Raw genomic sequence first — 15,291 nt, forward strand, 5'->3', positions numbered from 1 at the left:
ATATCTCAGCGCTTCGCGTCGAGCCTGTCGACGGCCTGCACGTTGGCGGCAGAGGGTCCGTTCGGATCGAACTCCGAAGCCAGCCACGCATCGGCGATCGATTTCGCCAGTTCCGGACCGATGACGCGGGCGCCCATGGTGATAATTTGCGCGTTATTCGACTTTGCGGCGCGCTCCGCCGAATAGGTGTCGTGGGTGAGCGCAGCGCGGATTCCAGGCACCTTGTTGGCCGAGATGCTGACCCCGATGCCGGTGCCGCAAAACAGGATGGCCCGGTCGTATTTGCCGTCGACAATCTCGTGGCCAACTGCGGCGGCGATATCGGCGTAAAATCCGGCCTGGCTGAGATCGACCACCTGCAGCTCGGGCTTGCTGGCGAGATGCTTGGCGATGACGTCGAGCAACGGCTTGCCGGCGCTGTCGGCTCCAAGTGCGATCTTCATGGCAATAATCTCCTTTGTTTTCGTGGTCAGCGCGGGATCGCGGCCGACGCCTTTTTCAGAATGTCGATATAGCCTTCCGCTTGCCATGCCGAGCGACCGATGAAAAGGCCGTCTATATGCGGCTGGCCGATCAGTTCGGCGGCATTGCCGGGATTGACGCTGCCGCCGTAGAGCACCAGCGGGGCGGCCGGCAACCGGCTTGCAGCGACCTGTTTGATCAGGGCCTGCTGCTTGTCGGCATAGTCGGCGCTGGCCGGGATGCCCTTCTCGCCGATCGCCCACACCGGCTCGTAGGCAAACAGGACTTCCGCCGACATTTCATTGTCCGCGAGGCCTTGCAGCGCGCCAAGCACCTGCGCGGTCAGGATTTCATCGGCGCGGCCGGTCTCACGCTCGTCCAGCGTCTCACCGACGCAAATCAGGGGCACCAAGCCATGCCTGACGGCCGCCGCCGTTTTCAATCCCACGGTTTTGTCTGTCTCACCAAAATGCTCGCGGCGCTCGCTGTGCCCGAGTTCGATCAGGTCGAGCCCGCAATCCTTGAGCATCACCGGCGAGATCTCGCCGGTCCAGGCGCCGGCGTCCGCCCAATGCATGTTCTGGGCGCCGACTTTGACGCGGGTCTTGGCCAGTGCCGCCTTGACCTGACGCACGGCAGTGAACGGCGGAATGACGAAAGGCTGTATCGCCGGGTCGAAACCAGGCACGAAGGCAGCCAATGCCTCGGCGAACTGCAGCGCCTCCGCGAGCGTCTTGTTCATTTTCCAGCTGGTGCCGACCCAATATGGGGTCATTCTTTTCTCCTTCGATCCGAATCCGGACGGCGCTCGATTCATTAATTTCGAGGCTTGAGGCTGTCGCGGCCGCTATCAATGTAAGGCGCCCAGAAGTCCACCGACTCGCGGATCATTTCAATCACCTGATGATCGACCGGTTCCCTCTCCCTGAACGAAAGTTCGAGGCAGATTTCATTGTCGGTTCCGCCACCCGCCCGCACGGTGTCGAGCAACTTCTCCGGCAGGATGCGGCCGTCCTTGTTGTAAACAGATGTGAACGGCCAGTGGCCGCCCTTGTTCATGGAAGATTGCTTGATGTGGATTATCGGCGATTGCAATGGAAAGGCTTTCGCCCAGGCATAGGGATCGGTGTCGTCGGGGTTGGGCGATGTCACGTCGCCATGATCGATGTCGACCATCATCTGCATCGGGATGGGCAGCTTGGCCCCATCGATGGCGCCCTGCTGCGTGATGCAGCTTTCGATCGTGTGGCCAAACTCGCGGCCCACCGACATCGGCTCCCAGAACAAATAGGTCAGACCTGCAGCCTTGGCGTGTTCGGCCACCTCGCGCCAGCATTCGAGCGCGATGTCGACAAGTGCGGCGCGCCGCTGCGGATCATCAAAATCCTTGTAGGTGAATATGGCGAACTGCGTGCCCATGCTTGAAGCGCCAAGCTCGGCGGAAATGTCGGCAAAGGTCTTGAACCAGTCGACATAATAGCGGCGCACATCGGCGTCCGGATGACCGAAATGGTTGAGCCGGCCATAGGGCCCGGTCATCCCTGAGGTGATGCGCACGCCGGTCCGCGCCAGGGCGCTGTTGAACAGGCGCAGGAACTTGGCAATCGTTGGCGCCGGCCAGCCCGGATTGACGAATTCATGCGTCAGCTGCACGTCGCGAATACCGATGCCGTAAGCAATCGCGTCGATCAGATCGTCCGGATCGGCGAAGCGACTGACCAGCGGGTTGGTGTTGAGGGAGAGCGTGAAGGCCATCAGTTTGCCGCCGCCATGATCTTGGTGCACCAGTCTTCGAATGTCTTACGCTCGGCCGCGTTAATATGCAGGCCGTGCTTGGTCCGCCGTTCGAGTACGTCGGCAGCGGTCATCGCCCATTCGGTCTCGAACAGAAAAACCGCTTCCCGCTCATAGAAATTCGGGCCGAAACGTCGGCCGAGATCGGCTTCGTTCTTGACCCCTTTCAGCAAGGCGCGCGTGCGCGTGCCGTAGCTTCGAGCGTAATGCTTCACCAGCGAAGGGCCAAGCCACGAAAACTCGGCATGCAAGTCGCCTAGGAACTGCTCGAAATCCGCGTTCGGCAGGTCGCCCCCCGGCAACGGAATTTTGGCCGTCCAGGCCTTCTTCATCGCCGGGAAGAATGGCTGGATTTTTTCCAGCGCGTGTTCGGACAGCTTGCGGAAGGTGGTGATCTTGCCACCGAACACCGAAAGCAGTGGCGCACCGCCATTCGGGGCATCGAGTTCAAAGATGTAGTCGCGTGTTACCGCGCTTGGGTTGTCGGCATTGTCGTCATAGAGCGGACGGACACCCGAGAAACTGTAGACCACGTCCTGCGCAGTCAGCTGGCGCTTGAAGTAGCGATTAACCACCTTGATCAGATAATCGATTTCGCTGGCTTCGGCCGCCACTTCTTCGGGTCGGCCTTCGTAGGGAATGTCGGTGGTGCCGATCAGCGCCAGATCGTTCTCATACGGGTTGACGAAGATCACCCGCTTGTCGTTGTTCTGAATGAGATAGGCCTGCCGTCCCTCCCAGAATTTGGGCACGACGATATGGCTGCCTTTCACCAGGCGAACGTTGCGGGTGGAATTCTGCCCGGCGACGCGGCTGACGATGTCGTTCACCCACGGCCCCGCCGCATTGATCAGCCCCCGCGCTCGGACCTTCGTCAGAGCACCGGTGCGACCGTCCTGCATGTCTATCGACCACAGGCCGCCTTCGCGCCTGGCAGCAATACAGGCGGTGCGAGTGAAGACTTTTGCGCCGCGCTGACTGGCGTCAAGCGCATTGAGAAGCACCAGCCTGGCGTCATCGACCCAGCAGTCGGAATATTCGAAGCCGCGCTTGAATTCGTCCTTGATCGGCGCCCCTTCCGGTGCCGTTCTTAGGTTCAGTGTCCTCGTTCCCGGCAGCCGCTTGCGGCCGCCAAGATGGTCGTAGAGAAACAGCCCGAGCCGGACAAGCCATGCCGGCCTGTCCTCGGGGCTATGCGGCAGCACGAAGCGCATCGGCCAGATGATGTGCGGCGCCGCCTCAAGCAGCACCTCGCGTTCGATCAGCGCTTCGCGCACCAGCCGGAACTCGTAATATTCGAGATAGCGCAGCCCGCCATGCACCAGCTTGCCGGAGCGCGAGCTGGTGCCTTGCGCCAGATCGTCCTTCTCGCACAAGATGACCGACAGCCCGCGACCGGCTGCATCGCGCGCTATGCCGGCGCCGTTGACGCCGCCGCCAACCACGAAGAGATCGACAACATCAGACGTATCGCTCAAGACTTTGCTCCTGTGCGGTGTGCCATGCTCTTCCACACCGGCCGCAGCGCCTGCCGCGCCGCAACGAAGGATGGAAACAGCGCCTCGTAGGTCTGGGAAAGCGCCTCGTCATAGGCGTCGCATTCGCCCAGAAGCGGCGTCACCCATTCGGCGCAACACTCATCCATGGAGCGATAGACGCCGAGCCCGACCGCGGCCATCATCGCTGCACCCGCGGCGCCTGCTTCCTGGCGGCTGCTGGTTCTGACATGCGCGCGGGTCACGGCTGCGATGATGCGGCGTAGCGATGGGCTGCGCGCCGCACCGCCAGACAGGCGGATTTCGCCCGGCACCGTGCCCATCGCCTGGTAGCAATCGCGTGCCGCAAAGGCCAATCCTTCGAGAACCGCGCGTGCCAGATCGCCAAAACCGTGCTTGACCGAAAGACCGATGAAGCCGGCGCGCGCATCGGGATCAACGAACGGTCCGCGTTCGCCGGCGAGCGAGATATAGGGCTGATAGACCAACGATCCCGGATCCGATCCTTCGACCCAGACATCGAGCGCTATCAGCAGCTCGTCGCGCGAAGGTTTTGCGTCGCTGGCTGTCAGAACGTCGCGCGCCAGCCCAAGCAGCCATTCGATGTTGAGCGTCGCCGCCATATTGGATTGCAATTGCGCATAGGCGCCAGGTACCGGCATGGCGATCGTGTAGCCGGATGCGTTGTCGTTAAGCACGACATCGTCAGGAGTGCGCGCCAGGCGCGTGTGGATTCCGGTCGAGCCGATGACCGTGCAGCCGACATTGCCGCTCGGATCGTAGAGGCCGGCGCCAAGCGCGGTGCTGACCATGTCGACGTAACCCAACACCACCGGCGTGCCTGCGAGCAACCCGGTCTCGCCTGCTGCCGACGCAGAAAGCGGATGATGGTCGGTCGTGCCTTCAAGCATGGGCGGCAACAGGCGGCGATGCGTCGTCAGATCCAAGATGTCGAGCACCTCGTCGGAATAGCTGCGCGAGCGGAAATCGCCGAAGGTGAACGTACCTTCCGAGGGGTCGGTGGCGCGCTCGCCGGTCATCTTGAAGTAAAGCCAGTCCTTGCAGTGAAAAGCAGTGGCCGCCCGCTCGAGGATTTCCGGGCTATTCCTTTTCAGCCAGCTCAGCTGAGCGCCTTGCTGGCAGGCGTTGAGCCCGGTGCCTGTGATCTCGAACCGCGTGTGATCCCGGGCATCGGCCCGCATCTCGTCCACCAGGTGACCGGCGCGCGCATCGAGCCAGAGCCAGGCGCGCCCGACCGGGATGCCGTCGCCATCGATAAGCCAGGTACCGTCGCCCTGCCCGGTGATCGCCACCGCCGCAATTCGCCGCGCGAGATCGGGAATTTTCGTCGCCAGTTCGCGAACCGTCTGAACCATATCGCGCCAGGTTTGATCGAGATCCTGCTCGGCGCCGCCACCTTCCAGCGTGACGAAGCTGTTGGTCACCGACGCCATGGCAAGCTGCCCCCCCGAAAGATCGAAAGCGACCGATTTGATCACGGAGGTTCCCGCGTCGATCCCGATCAGCAGGTCTTTCATGCGAAGAGTTCCGGATGGCTATGAAGGCAGTTCAAAGCAACAGTCTTTGTTTGGTCTGGAAGCCGTAGAGGAGGCAGGGAGTGTCCGCAAGGACACCCCCTGTGCACGATTTATTCCGACAGCACGAAGGGTGCGGTGTACTTGTCCACATTGTCCTTGGTGATGAGCAGGCAATCGAACAGCTGCTTCTCGCTGGTGGCACCGGTAGCGCCCGACTTGATGAACGAGTCTGCCTGCTGCACGGCCTTGGCCGAGAAGATGGCGACTGGCTGAAGTACGGTGTACTGCAGTTCGCCGGACTTGATGGCCGCAACCGCATCCGGGGAGCCATCGAAGCCGCCGACCTTGATGCCGGCCAGCTTGCCGGCTTCCTTCAGTGCAGCAACCGCACCGAGCGCCATTTCGTCATTGCCGCTGATCACAGCGATGATGTCGGGGTTGGCCTGCAGCATGCTCTGCATCTTGTCGTGACCCTTGGTACGATCCCAGTCGGCGACCTGCGAGGCGGCCTTTTCGAGGTCCGGGTACTGGCTCAGCACGGTCGCGTAGCCGTTCGAGCGCGTGGCGGCGTTGTTGTCCGACGGGGCGCCGAGCAGTTCGACATACTTGCCTTTTTCGCCGACTGCCTGCACCCATTGCTGGGCACCGAGAGCCGCACCCTGGGCGTTGTTGGAGACAAGCTGTCCCTTGGCGAGGCCTTCCTGGTTGATCTCGGCATTGACGAGGAAAACCGGGATGTTGGCGGCAATCGCCTTCTTCACCGCGCCGACCGAACCATCGGCATTGGCCGGGTCGAGGATGATCGCCACCGACTTGTTGGTGATGGCGGTGTCGATCAGATTGCTTTCCGTGTTGGTGTCACCCTTATGGGCAGCGACATTGGCCGTATAGCCGAGCTTTTCGGCCTCAGCCTTGGCGACGTTGCCCTCGGTCAGCCAGTACGGGTTGGCCGGATCGTTGACGATGATCGAGATCAGGCCCGCGGCCGATGCGGCTGCGCTAAACCCAACCACCATCGCGGCAGCAAGCAAACTTCTAAGCACGATTTTCATGTACATTCCTCCAATGATCTACGCGGTGTTGCTGCCAGTCACCTGGCAGTCTTCCCTTGGGCAGGATTGGCCGCTTCGGCCTTCCCCCGTTTCTGAGAAGTCGGTTGGCCGCCCGTCGAAGCTGGGAGCTTGCTACGGCGGCGATACTGGACGGCATTGAGGAGCACGGCGAGCACGATCACGGCGCCGGTGAACACTGTCTGCCAGTAGGATGAGATGCCGATGATCACCAGACCATCGGACAGGAAGCCGATGACGAAGGCCCCGAGCAGAGTGCCGCGGATGTTGCCGCGGCCACCGGTCAGGGCCGCGCCGCCGATGACGACGGCGGCGATGGCCGTCAATTCGTAGGTGGTGCCGGCGGTCGGTCCTGCCGAGGTCAGCTGCGAGGACAGGATCAGGCCGGCAATGGCGGCGCAGATGCCCGAAAGCACATAGACGGAAATCTGCACCGTCTTGACCGGAACGCCGGAGAGTTCGGCGGCACGCTCATTGCCGCCCGAGGCGTAGAGCCAGCGACCGAAGGCGGTGCGGTTCAACACGATGCTGCCGATCAGCGCGATGACCGCCAGCACCACAACGCCGGTCGGTACGCCGAACAGCCGGTTGAAGCCGAGCGCGTCGAAGCCGGTGTTGCCCAGTTCCGGCTTGCCGCCGAGATTGTTGTAAGTCAGGCCGCTGGTCATCAGCAGCGCCAGGCCGCGCGCCATGTACATGACGCCGAGCGTGGCGACGAAGGCCGGAACCTTGAACCGCGCGATCAGCACGCCGTTGATCAGCCCGACGCCGGCGCCCAGCATGCAGGCCAGCACCGCGACCACCCAGACCGGCGGGTAGAGAACGACACCCAGCCAGGTCAGCGTCACACCCTGCATCAAGAATCCGGCGACGACGCCGGCAAGCCCGAGCGTCGATCCCACCGACAGGTCGATCCCGCCATTGAGGATGACGAGCAGCATGCCGACGGCGAGAATCCCGAAGATGGCGACATGTGAGGCCATGGTCAGGAAATTCGCCACCGAGAGGTAGTAGGGCGACAGGATCGAGAAGACGACGATGATGACGATCAGGGCAAAGAAGGCCCGGCCCTCGAGCAGCAGCTTGGCCACGTCGAAGCCTTCGGCGCCCGCACTGGGACTGGACTGTTTGCTGGCCTGGCTGACATCGGTCATGGATCGGGGCTCCGAAATTCTATGATCAGGCGACCACGGCTTCGCCGGAGGCGGCCATGATCTGCTCTTTGGTGGCGTTCGCGCCGAATTCGGCTGAAATCTTGCCGCGCCGCATGACGACGATGCGGTGCGCGATGCTAAGGCACTCATTGACCTCCGAGGTCGAGAAGACGACCGCCAAGCCCTGCGCGGCGCGCTCGCTGAGCAAGCGAAAGACTTCGGCCTTGGCGCCGACATCGATGCCGCGGCTCGGCTCGTCCAGCAGGATGACCTTGGGGTTGGTCGTCAGCATCTTGCCGATGACGACCTTCTGCTGGTTGCCGCCCGACAGCGATCCGATCATGGCGTTGCCGCCGGCGGTCTTGATGGTCACCTTGCGGATCGAATCCTCGATCAGCGCGCGTTCCCTGGGCCGGGACAGGAACAGGCCTTTGGCGAATGCCTCGATGCTGGCAAGCGACAGATTGCGGCCGACGGTCATCGTCTGGACCAGACCATCGCGCTGGCGGTCCTCGGGGACGAGCACAAGGCCTTTGCCGATGCGCTGGGCAATGGTCAACCCCGAGACGTCCTCGCCTTCCAGCAGAGCCCGTCCGCCTGCCATCGGCACGCGGCCGGCAACAGATTCCAGCAACTCCGTGCGCCCGGCGCCCATCAGCCCATAGATGCAGACGATCTCGCCCGCTTTGACATCCAGCGACAGGTGATCGACGATGGAATAGCCTGAACCCGAAGCGTCTATGACGCTGACGTCCTCGATCGACAGGGCGACGTCGCCGAACGCATGAGCAGTCGGGGGCGACCCGAGATCGAAGTTTTCGCCCACCATGTTGCGGACGATCCACTCGAGATCGATGTCCCTGGCTTCGGCCGTTGCCGTTATAGCACCGTCGCGCAGCACGACGGCGTAGTCGGTGATCTGCAGCGCCTCTTCGAGGTGATGCGATATGTAGACGATCGAGACGCCGCGGCTGGTCAGGTCGCGGATCACCTTGAACAGCACCTCCACCTCTGTCGCGCTGAGCGCGGAGGTCGGCTCATCCATGATCAGGATGCGGGAATCGACCGACAGCGCCCGCGCGATCTCGACAATCTGCTGCTGCCCCAGGCGCAGGTCCTCGACCAGGGTCATCGGATCGATGTCTTCCTCGAGGTCGGCCATCAGCGCCCGCGCCTGGCGCGACTCCTCGGCGAAGTCGAGGCCGGTTCTGGTGCGCAGTTCGCGACCCATGAAGATGTTGTCGCGAACGCTCAGGTTCGGCGCCAGGCTCAGCTCCTGGTGGATGATAGAAATGCCGCGATCGCGTGCGTCCGAGGACGAGGAAAAGCTGACGAGATTGCCGTCGAGCACGATGTCGCCGGATGTCGGCGTCACAACGCCGGACAGGATCTTCATCAGCGTCGACTTGCCGGCGCCATTCTCTCCAAAAAGGGTGGTGACCTTGCCGCGATGGATGTCGAAGTTGACGCCTTTGAGCGCGTGAACGCCACCATACGACATGACGACATTGCGCGCCGAAAGCACGGCATCGCCAGTCGCGGGCTCTGTGCCGGCAGCCATTGTCATTTGACGTCCAGCCTCACAGGCGTAACCAGCCAGCTCTTCGGATTGACCAGCTTGAAGGCGCCGACCACCGCTATGGTCTTCCCGGTCAAGGCGCTGGTATCGACTTTCGCCAGCACCTCCTTCTTCATCTCGTTGTTCAGCGCCGAGCCGGCATCCTGATATTCGATCTGATTGGTGAACTGACCGAAGGTGATCTTGCCGGTGGCGTCGCGAAGCTCGGTCCCGTTGATGGCCGGCCCTGTCTGCACGCGGACCGTCAACGTGTCCGGCAAACCGTCGACGGCGACCTTGTAGATGCCAGACTTTCCCTCGCCGACAACGCCGGTGAACTTGACCGAGATGACCGGTCCGACACCCGCAGGCACGCCATATTCCTTTTCGGCCGTCGCCCTGTCCTTGGCGATCGCCGTCGCGACCGTCGCGGCGTCGGCGGCACGCGCCTCGACATCGGCCTGCACCTTGGGAAATTCTGACTTGCCATATTCGGGGGCCGAAAAGACGGCATTGCGAACATCGCCGGCGGAGCCGATCTTGATCACCTTGGTGTCAAGCGCCATCGCGCCGAGCAGAACCAGAACCGCAGCGCCGGCTAGTGCCCGGCGCAGGCCGGGCGAAGCCTGCCGGGCGGAGGCAGCCTTCGCGCTCATGACGCAATCACCAGCGATACGGATTTTCGGTTGTCACGCATTCGTCGATCCTCCGTTCGCGCGGCGCTTCGTGGCACCGGCTGCATCATCGAGCCGGCTTTGCTCGACAAGCGCGCGGGCCGTGCATTCGTCGGTGATCAGGCCGCTGAGATAGCGGCTTTCGAGCACTGCCTTGATGGCCCGCACCTTCACTTTGCCGCCGGCGACGGCAACGATCCTGCGGCCCTTCAACTGGTCTCGCGGAAGCGCCAGTATTCTCTCCGACAGCGCCGTTTCGACAGGGCGCCCCTTGTCGTCGAAGAAATGTGCCAGCAATTCACCGATGCCGCCGTCACGCTTGACCTCATCGATTTCGGAGGGCTCGATCATGCCTGTGGCGACCAGCGATGCCTCCCGCTCGGCCGTGCCTATTCCGACGAACATCAGGTCGGACCGGCTGGCGAGAGCGAAGACATCGCTGATGCCGCGCTGGCCAAGCAGCACTTCACGGTCCTCGGCGGTGTTGGCGACAAAAGGCACCGGCATGACAAAGGCCTGCGCGCCGGTCCGCTCGGCCAGGCGATGCATGACGTCGTGCGGGTTGGCGGCGAATTTGCGCGTCACGCCGCCAAGCAGCGAGACGAAACGTATGTGCGCAGCAGTGGTGCGCGTCAGATATTCGACGCTGGCCGCAAGCGTGCGGCCATGGCCGACGCCGATCAGCATGTCTTCGCCGCGATCAATTTCGCGCTTCAAAAACTGGGCGCCGGCAATACCCAGCCCCTTCAACGGCAGTTCGTCCTGATCGAGATCGGGAACCACTTCGCAATAGTCGAGCCCGTAGGCGGCGGTCAGGCGCTGTTCCAGGTCGACGCATTCGGCGACGTCGCCGTCTATGAAAACCCTGACCAGTCCTTCCTGGTTGGCCTTGGTGATTAGCCGGTGCGCCTTGAGGCTGGTCAGGCCAAGCCGCTTGGCCACCTGAGCCTGCGTCAGACCCCCGGCATAATGAAGCCAGGCCGCACGCGTGGCGAGGCTGGACTCATGGTCGCGGTTCGCGGCTCCACCGGATTTCAAGCCATCTCCTCCTCGAGATGATATTATTATCTTTGTGTGCAAAAATTTTCATACCTTTGCATCGCTGTCAATCCCTTCGCGGATGGTTGCCCCAGCCGACGGATCGGAAGCCAAAGCGGGCCTATTAGGAGCTCAGCATATTAGGCGATCATAGGCAGGTGTTAATTTAACGTCAATCTGTGTTATCTCGTGCTAAAGACAACTGTGACGCGTAGGTGACGGCAGCCGAAGTCATTGCTAAGTGTTTGTTTTTGTTCAAATGCATCGTGGCTCTGGAAAATCCCAATCTGGCTGTGAGATGGGAAGTTTTGCGCACAAAGCCAAACGATCGATTGCCTCAGGAACAGCTATCGGCATCGGCGATAGCGCGATCAGTCCAGCCGCATCAGGTTCCTGCCTTCGAGCTCGACAATCGCGGCTTCGACTTCCCGCGTGAGCCGCTCGGTGCCCCACTCCAGCGCCCGCCCGGCGATGGCGGCAATCTTCTGCAAATCGCGACATGTCAGCGAACCGCCTATCGCCAACGTGCTGCGCCGCATGACGATATCGGCCAGATGTTCGACGAATTCGTTGCGGACGATGTAGTCGATTTCGGATTTGCCGTAGCCGTCGGAGTCCGGCAGGCAACCCTCATCATTCGCCCCCCACTTGGCGATCTGCACTGCTCTGGTCCCGTAGCGCGACAGCAACTGGTCGAGGCGCCCTTCCCCGGCGCCCGTTGCCTGCTGTGCCTCAGCCAGCCAGTTTGCGCGCGCCGCGGCATTGGCCGGAAAATCCCTCCCGCCGCCGATCGGCATCGACTGTGTCGACACCTTGCGGCTGCGCTGCAGGCGCTTGAGAACGGTGTCGGCGACTTCCTCGGCAAAACCGCGGAAGGTCGTCCACTTGCCGCCGACCAGCGAAATGACCGCAAACGGCCTGTTGCCGTCCGGCTCGGCGACCGGTGCCGAATGATCGCGGCTGATCAGTCCGGGCGTCGCTGCCTCGGACGTCGGCAGCGGTCTGATGCCGCTATAAGCATAGACGATCTGGTCGCGCTCGAACGCCATGCCCGGCAGCAGCGATCGCACGCTGTCGAGCAGATAGTCGACTTCTTCGGGTTCACAGCGCACCGCGTCCGGATTGTTGGCCTTGATGTCGGTCGAGCCGACCAGCGCCAGGCCGAGGTAGTCGTAGACAAGGCAGATGCGGCCGTCATCGGCCTCGAAATAGAGCATGCGCCCGGCCAGGCTTTCGACCAGCGCGTCGTGCTTCAACAGGATGTGCGAACCCTTGGTGCCACCGATCATCTTCGACGGCGCGCCAAGCAACGCGTTGACGTCGTCGATCCACGGACCGGCGGCGTTGACCACCAGCTTCGGCCGCACCGAGAATGCGCTGCCGTTTTCCGGCTGGAAGGTGAGCACCCCATTGGCTGAAGTACCGAGTGCCGTGTAGTTGGCGCTGGCGCAGGCTGTATTTGCCTGCAGCCCGTCGAGGATCAGTTCCAGCACCAGTCTTTCAGGATGGCTTATCTTGGCATCGTAATAGGTGCCGGTGGCGACGATCGCGGGGCTCAGTGCCGGCATCTCGCCTAGCGCCTGCCGCCGCCCGACCATGCGGTGGCGTGGCATGACCTGGTTTCGCGAGCCGTAGAAGTCATAGATCATCAGGCCGATCTTGATCAGGATGGCGCCCCGGCTACGCGGTGCGCTGGTCGAGCCGAACAGCGTGCGCAGCGCCGCCAGCATGCCCTTGCCCCAGGAGAAGATCGGGATGACGGTCGGCAGCGGGCTGACATAGTGCGGCGCGTTCTGCAGAAGCAGGTTGCGTTCGAGCGTCGACTGCGCCACCAGCCCGAACTCGCCGGTTTCGAGATATTTCAGGCCGCCATGGATGAGCCGCGACGGCGCGGCACTGGTGCCCGAGCCGAAATCCGCCTTGTCGACGATCAGGCAGCTGACGCCTTGCGCGCACAGGTCGCGAAACAGCCCTGCCCCGTTGATGCCGGCGCCAAGAATGACGACGTCGACCTCGCCGGCCGCAGCCATTGCGGCGAGACGCCCGGCGCGATTGTCCGCCCCTGCTCCGTCGGCTGGGCTCATGGCGCTTTCGTCTTGACGATGCGCAGCTTCACGCCCGACCGCTCGAGGCTCTGCGCCTGCGCATCGCCCAGGCCCTCGGTCACCAGCACGGCGTCGAAACTGGTCAGATCGTCGAAGACATGCAGCGCGATCCGGTCGAACTTTGCGTGGTCGACCAAAAGGATGCGTTTGGCCGATGCGGCCATCATCGCCTGCTTCACCCGCACAACATTCGGATCCTGGATGAAGGCCGTGGTGCCGGTGATGGCCGAAGCCGAACAGATCAGCACATTGGCACGCAGCTGCGCCACGGCGTTCTCGCAGACGATGCCGATATAGGCATTGTAGGTGCCGTGGTACTGGCCGCCGAGACAGATGAAATCGATGTCGTCGACATTGATCATCAGCGCAGCCGTCGACACGCTGTTGGTGACGACTGTCAGCGGCTTTACATCGAGCAGCAGCGTCGCAACAGCATTTGCCGTCGATGAATCGTCGAGCATCACCACCTGGCCGGCTTCGACATAATCCAGTGCTGCCCGCGCCAGCGCATCCTTCTCGGCCCTGTTGACCGTCACCCGGTAGCGGAAGGCGCTTTCGTAGAGACCGGACGGCTGAACCGTCACCGCACCGTGCAGCTTGCGCAGCACGCCCTGCTGCGCCAACCGGTCGATGTGCCGGTGGATGGTCATGCGCGACACGCCGAAATGCTCGACCAGATCGTCGATGCGCACCTGGCCGAGCTTGATCACATAGTCGGCGATCTCTTCGCGTCGTTCGTCGGCCTTGATCATGCGTTTCCCTCCGGCCGCGCCAGCCTTTCGATTTCCGGCCAATGCGCCTTCATCTGCTCGGCGATGCGGCAGTAGAGCGAAAACCGCTCGTTGAACACAGCAGTTGAGGCTGGCACGGGCTGACATTTCCGTGCCGTCATGCCGACCTGCCTTGCACCTTCTTGTGGCGTCTCGAACAAACCGACCGCGGCACCGGCACAAAGGGCGGCGCCCAGAGCGGCGGCCTCATCGGTCGAGGTGACGGTGACCGGGGCGTTCAGCACATCGGCAAACATCTGCACGAAGGCGGGGTTGCGCGAACCGCCCCCGGTCAGGCGGATCTCGCTGATAGCAAAGCCGTCGCGCAAGGCTTCGACATGGGTCCGATGATTGAAGACGATGCCTTCCAGAACCGCCTTCAGCATATCGCCGCGATTGTGCCAGCCGTGCAGGCCGACAAAGCTGCCGCTGGCGATTTCGCCGTGAGGGGAGCCGAACAGATAGGGGTGGAACAGGATGGTCGAAGGCCTCTTCAGCGCGGCGTCGATCTCTCCTGCCAGCGTTTCGTGGATGGAACCGCCATCCGCGTTTGTCCTGTCCTGTTCCGAGCGGCAGCACGTGTCGAGAAACCAGTCATAGTTGGCGGTCGAGGCCGGCGAGATCGCCATGTTATTCCAGCGTCCGGCGTCAAGGGCGTTGCGGCAGAACCAGCGCCTGTCGACGCGCGGCTCTGACGAAACGACTTCGTTGATGGAATAGGTGCCGGCAACAATGGCGAGCGTGCGCTCCTCATGGCCGCCCATGCCAAGTGCGGAGGCGGTCACGTCATGCAGGCCGCAGGCGACGGGCGTGCCCTTGGACAGACCGGTCATTTCGGCGGCCTCGGCGGTGACATGCCCAACGATGTCGGCCGAATGTGCCACCGGCGGCAGCGCCTCGAAAAGATCGTCCAGGCCGAAGATGCGCATCGCTTCCGGCGCGAAGGCTTGGGTGCGGAAATCCGTGAATGAGGTGCTGGCCTCCGTCCGGTCGGTGCCGATGGTGCCGGTCAGGCAAAAGCGCAGCCAGTCCTTGCAGGCCAGCACGTGGCCGATGCGCCCGTAGCGGTCCGGATCGTTCTGCCTGATCCATGCCAGCAGCGCCGATGGCGCCGAGACGTGCGGCGCCTGGCCGGTGCGCGCCAACGCGTCTTCGAAGACCTCGGCCGACCATCGTTCGACAATCTCGCCAGCGCGGCTGTCGAGCGACAGGATTCCAGGCCCTAGCGGCCGACGATCCTCGTCGAGCAGGTAGAGACCGTCGCCATGCGCGGTCGCCGCCACCGCCCCGATATCGTCTGCCTGGCGGCCACAGAGCGCGATCGCCTCCTTGATTGCGTCGGCGGTCGCTTGCCAGAGACCGGCCATGTCACGCTCCACCCAGCGCGCATGGGGCATCGACTGCGCAACCCGCCGACGCGCCACCGACAACTGCGTGCCGTCGGCGTCGAAGATCACCGCCTTGGTAACCGTGAGACCGTTATCGATACCGAGCAAACAGGGCATGGTCACCGCCTCTTTCAGCTACTGGCGATGCGCACTGCAGGGCAATCCTGCAGGCTGGGGCAAGGGTGGCGGAAATGGCGACAATCAACGAGTAACGATGATACAAGCGATGGCACCCGACGGATCA

Annotated in this window: 13 protein-coding genes; all 13 read right to left on the reverse strand. The window is 62.7% G+C overall.

What is annotated here, in order from left to right:
- Window positions 1–5: 5 nt before the first annotated feature.
- The 13 genes from derI to ACWGTO_RS18920 all read right to left on the reverse strand — a co-directional run bounded on the left by derI (window position 6) and on the right by ACWGTO_RS18920 (window position 15,164).
- Complete coding sequence (gene derI, locus ACWGTO_RS18860) at window positions 6–443, reverse strand: D-erythrulose-4-phosphate isomerase (RefSeq protein WP_454576313.1); 438 nt, start codon at window positions 441–443, stop codon at window positions 6–8.
- A 26-nt stretch (window positions 444–469) separates the two neighbouring features.
- Complete coding sequence (locus tag ACWGTO_RS18865) at window positions 470–1,237, reverse strand: triose-phosphate isomerase (RefSeq protein WP_454576314.1); 768 nt, start codon at window positions 1,235–1,237, stop codon at window positions 470–472.
- Between the two features lie 41 nt (window positions 1,238–1,278).
- Window positions 1,279–2,217, reverse strand: coding sequence for a sugar phosphate isomerase/epimerase family protein (locus tag ACWGTO_RS18870; protein WP_454576315.1), 939 nt, complete (start codon window positions 2,215–2,217; stop codon window positions 1,279–1,281).
- Window positions 2,217–3,734 (reverse strand): glycerol-3-phosphate dehydrogenase, encoded by a 1,518-nt coding sequence (locus tag ACWGTO_RS18875; protein WP_454576316.1) that lies wholly within the window; start codon window positions 3,732–3,734, stop codon window positions 2,217–2,219. Before ACWGTO_RS18875 ends, ACWGTO_RS18870 begins: the two co-directional genes overlap by 1 nt.
- The gene (locus ACWGTO_RS18880) at window positions 3,731–5,290 is read right to left on the reverse strand and encodes an FGGY family carbohydrate kinase (RefSeq protein WP_454576317.1); all 1,560 of its coding nucleotides are present in this window, start codon (window positions 5,288–5,290) and stop codon (window positions 3,731–3,733) included. Before ACWGTO_RS18880 ends, ACWGTO_RS18875 begins: the two co-directional genes overlap by 4 nt.
- Before the next feature lie 110 nt (window positions 5,291–5,400).
- Window positions 5,401–6,342: a substrate-binding domain-containing protein gene (locus ACWGTO_RS18885; RefSeq protein ID WP_454576318.1), complete on the reverse strand. Its 942-nt coding sequence runs from the start codon at window positions 6,340–6,342 to the stop codon at window positions 5,401–5,403.
- A 38-nt stretch (window positions 6,343–6,380) separates the two neighbouring features.
- Window positions 6,381–7,514, reverse strand: a complete 1,134-nt coding sequence (locus ACWGTO_RS18890; RefSeq protein ID WP_454576319.1) for an ABC transporter permease — start codon at window positions 7,512–7,514, stop codon at window positions 6,381–6,383.
- 25 nt (window positions 7,515–7,539) lie between these two features.
- A complete protein-coding gene (locus ACWGTO_RS18895) occupies window positions 7,540–9,081 on the reverse strand; it encodes a sugar ABC transporter ATP-binding protein (RefSeq protein ID WP_454576320.1) in 1,542 nt (513 codons plus the stop codon).
- Window positions 9,078–9,728, reverse strand: a complete 651-nt coding sequence (locus ACWGTO_RS18900; protein ID WP_454576321.1) for a DUF2291 family protein — start codon at window positions 9,726–9,728, stop codon at window positions 9,078–9,080. The genes ACWGTO_RS18895 and ACWGTO_RS18900 overlap by 4 nt, the downstream gene beginning before the upstream one ends.
- A 33-nt stretch (window positions 9,729–9,761) precedes the next feature.
- The gene (locus ACWGTO_RS18905) at window positions 9,762–10,784 is read right to left on the reverse strand and encodes a sugar-binding transcriptional regulator (protein ID WP_454576322.1); all 1,023 of its coding nucleotides are present in this window, start codon (window positions 10,782–10,784) and stop codon (window positions 9,762–9,764) included.
- 371 nt (window positions 10,785–11,155) lie between these two features.
- The gene (locus ACWGTO_RS18910; RefSeq protein WP_454576323.1) at window positions 11,156–12,868 is read right to left on the reverse strand and encodes a glycerol-3-phosphate dehydrogenase/oxidase; all 1,713 of its coding nucleotides are present in this window, start codon (window positions 12,866–12,868) and stop codon (window positions 11,156–11,158) included.
- Window positions 12,865–13,641, reverse strand: a complete 777-nt coding sequence (locus ACWGTO_RS18915) for a DeoR/GlpR family DNA-binding transcription regulator (protein WP_454576324.1) — start codon at window positions 13,639–13,641, stop codon at window positions 12,865–12,867. Before ACWGTO_RS18915 ends, ACWGTO_RS18910 begins: the two co-directional genes overlap by 4 nt.
- Window positions 13,638–15,164, reverse strand: coding sequence for an FGGY-family carbohydrate kinase (locus tag ACWGTO_RS18920; protein WP_454576325.1), 1,527 nt, complete (start codon window positions 15,162–15,164; stop codon window positions 13,638–13,640). The genes ACWGTO_RS18915 and ACWGTO_RS18920 overlap by 4 nt, the downstream gene beginning before the upstream one ends.
- Window positions 15,165–15,291: the final 127 nt, after the last annotated feature.

Source organism: Mesorhizobium sp. PL10 (assembly GCF_053714315.1).

Bases quoted from the DNA above. Each gene is read 5' to 3' on its own strand.
- derI (WP_454576313.1), bottom strand. From the start codon at position 443: ATGAAGATCGCACTTGGAGCCGACAGCGCCGGCAAGCCGTTGCTCGAC.
- ACWGTO_RS18865 (WP_454576314.1), bottom strand. From the start codon at position 1,237: ATGACCCCATATTGGGTCGGCACCAGCTGGAAAATGAACAAGACGCTC.
- ACWGTO_RS18870 (WP_454576315.1), bottom strand. From the start codon at position 2,217: ATGGCCTTCACGCTCTCCCTCAACACCAACCCGCTGGTCAGTCGCTTC.
- ACWGTO_RS18880 (WP_454576317.1), bottom strand. From the start codon at position 5,290: ATGAAAGACCTGCTGATCGGGATCGACGCGGGAACCTCCGTGATCAAA.
- ACWGTO_RS18885 (WP_454576318.1), bottom strand. From the start codon at position 6,342: ATGAAAATCGTGCTTAGAAGTTTGCTTGCTGCCGCGATGGTGGTTGGG.
- ACWGTO_RS18890 (WP_454576319.1), bottom strand. From the start codon at position 7,514: ATGACCGATGTCAGCCAGGCCAGCAAACAGTCCAGTCCCAGTGCGGGC.
- ACWGTO_RS18895 (WP_454576320.1), bottom strand. From the start codon at position 9,081: ATGACAATGGCTGCCGGCACAGAGCCCGCGACTGGCGATGCCGTGCTT.
- ACWGTO_RS18900 (WP_454576321.1), bottom strand. From the start codon at position 9,728: ATGAGCGCGAAGGCTGCCTCCGCCCGGCAGGCTTCGCCCGGCCTGCGC.
- ACWGTO_RS18910 (WP_454576323.1), bottom strand. From the start codon at position 12,868: ATGAGCCCAGCCGACGGAGCAGGGGCGGACAATCGCGCCGGGCGTCTC.
- ACWGTO_RS18915 (WP_454576324.1), bottom strand. From the start codon at position 13,641: ATGATCAAGGCCGACGAACGACGCGAAGAGATCGCCGACTATGTGATC.
- ACWGTO_RS18920 (WP_454576325.1), bottom strand. From the start codon at position 15,164: ATGCCCTGTTTGCTCGGTATCGATAACGGTCTCACGGTTACCAAGGCG.